Source organism: Paenibacillus sp. OT2-17, assembly GCF_009827695.1.
In the GTDB taxonomy this organism is placed as follows: Bacteria; Bacillota; Bacilli; order Paenibacillales; family Paenibacillaceae; genus Paenibacillus; species Paenibacillus polymyxa_B.
In genome coordinates this window covers 1-552 of sequence record NZ_WUDQ01001042.1, presented here as the reverse complement: position 1 = coordinate 552, position 552 = coordinate 1, and the positions used below count along the sequence as shown (strand labels likewise).

The 552-nt window shown below is 49.3% G+C and carries 1 pseudogene; it reads right to left on the bottom strand.

Annotated features, from left to right (window positions below):
• Positions 1-425 (bottom strand): annotated as a pseudogene (locus GRP75_RS28940) (hypothetical protein); the annotation flags it as partial.
• Between the last annotated feature and the right edge of the window lie 127 nt (positions 426-552).

The following is a 552-nucleotide window of genomic DNA, read 5'->3' as shown; positions in this document are numbered from 1 at the left end:
ATTAAGCCTGATTCATGATCCAAAGGCTGCCGATCCAGTTCCTCTGCCGCTGTACCTGCCAAACGTTCAAGATACCCCCTCAACTGATCAGCAGACAGATCTTGTCCCCGTTCCATCCAATCCAGTAAAGAGGAACCCAGATAGCGGGCTGCAAAATCTCCTCGGTAACTGAGCCCGACACCATCACACAAGACAAAACAACAGACGGATTTATGAATACGTACTGCGGCGAAATCCTGTCCACTTTCCCCCATACTGGCAGATTCGGCAGATCTTCCATAGCCATAACGACACATAAAACGACTGTGATGAGATGATAAAGGCTGATCGCCTGTCTGAGAGCTTATGTAAGCAAATTGCTGAGTCAGCCTTGCATTCATTCCCTTTTTCTTGCTCGCGGGGAGCAGGGACAGCAGTGGATTCATGCTTTTACCTCCTTACCGTACAGGCGTTGCAGCCGACATTTGGAACCCAATGGACACCAGTTCCGCACAGGTTCCGGGCAGCATCATAATGGCTCCTTCACCTAACTGATAATCTGCTTCAAACAAC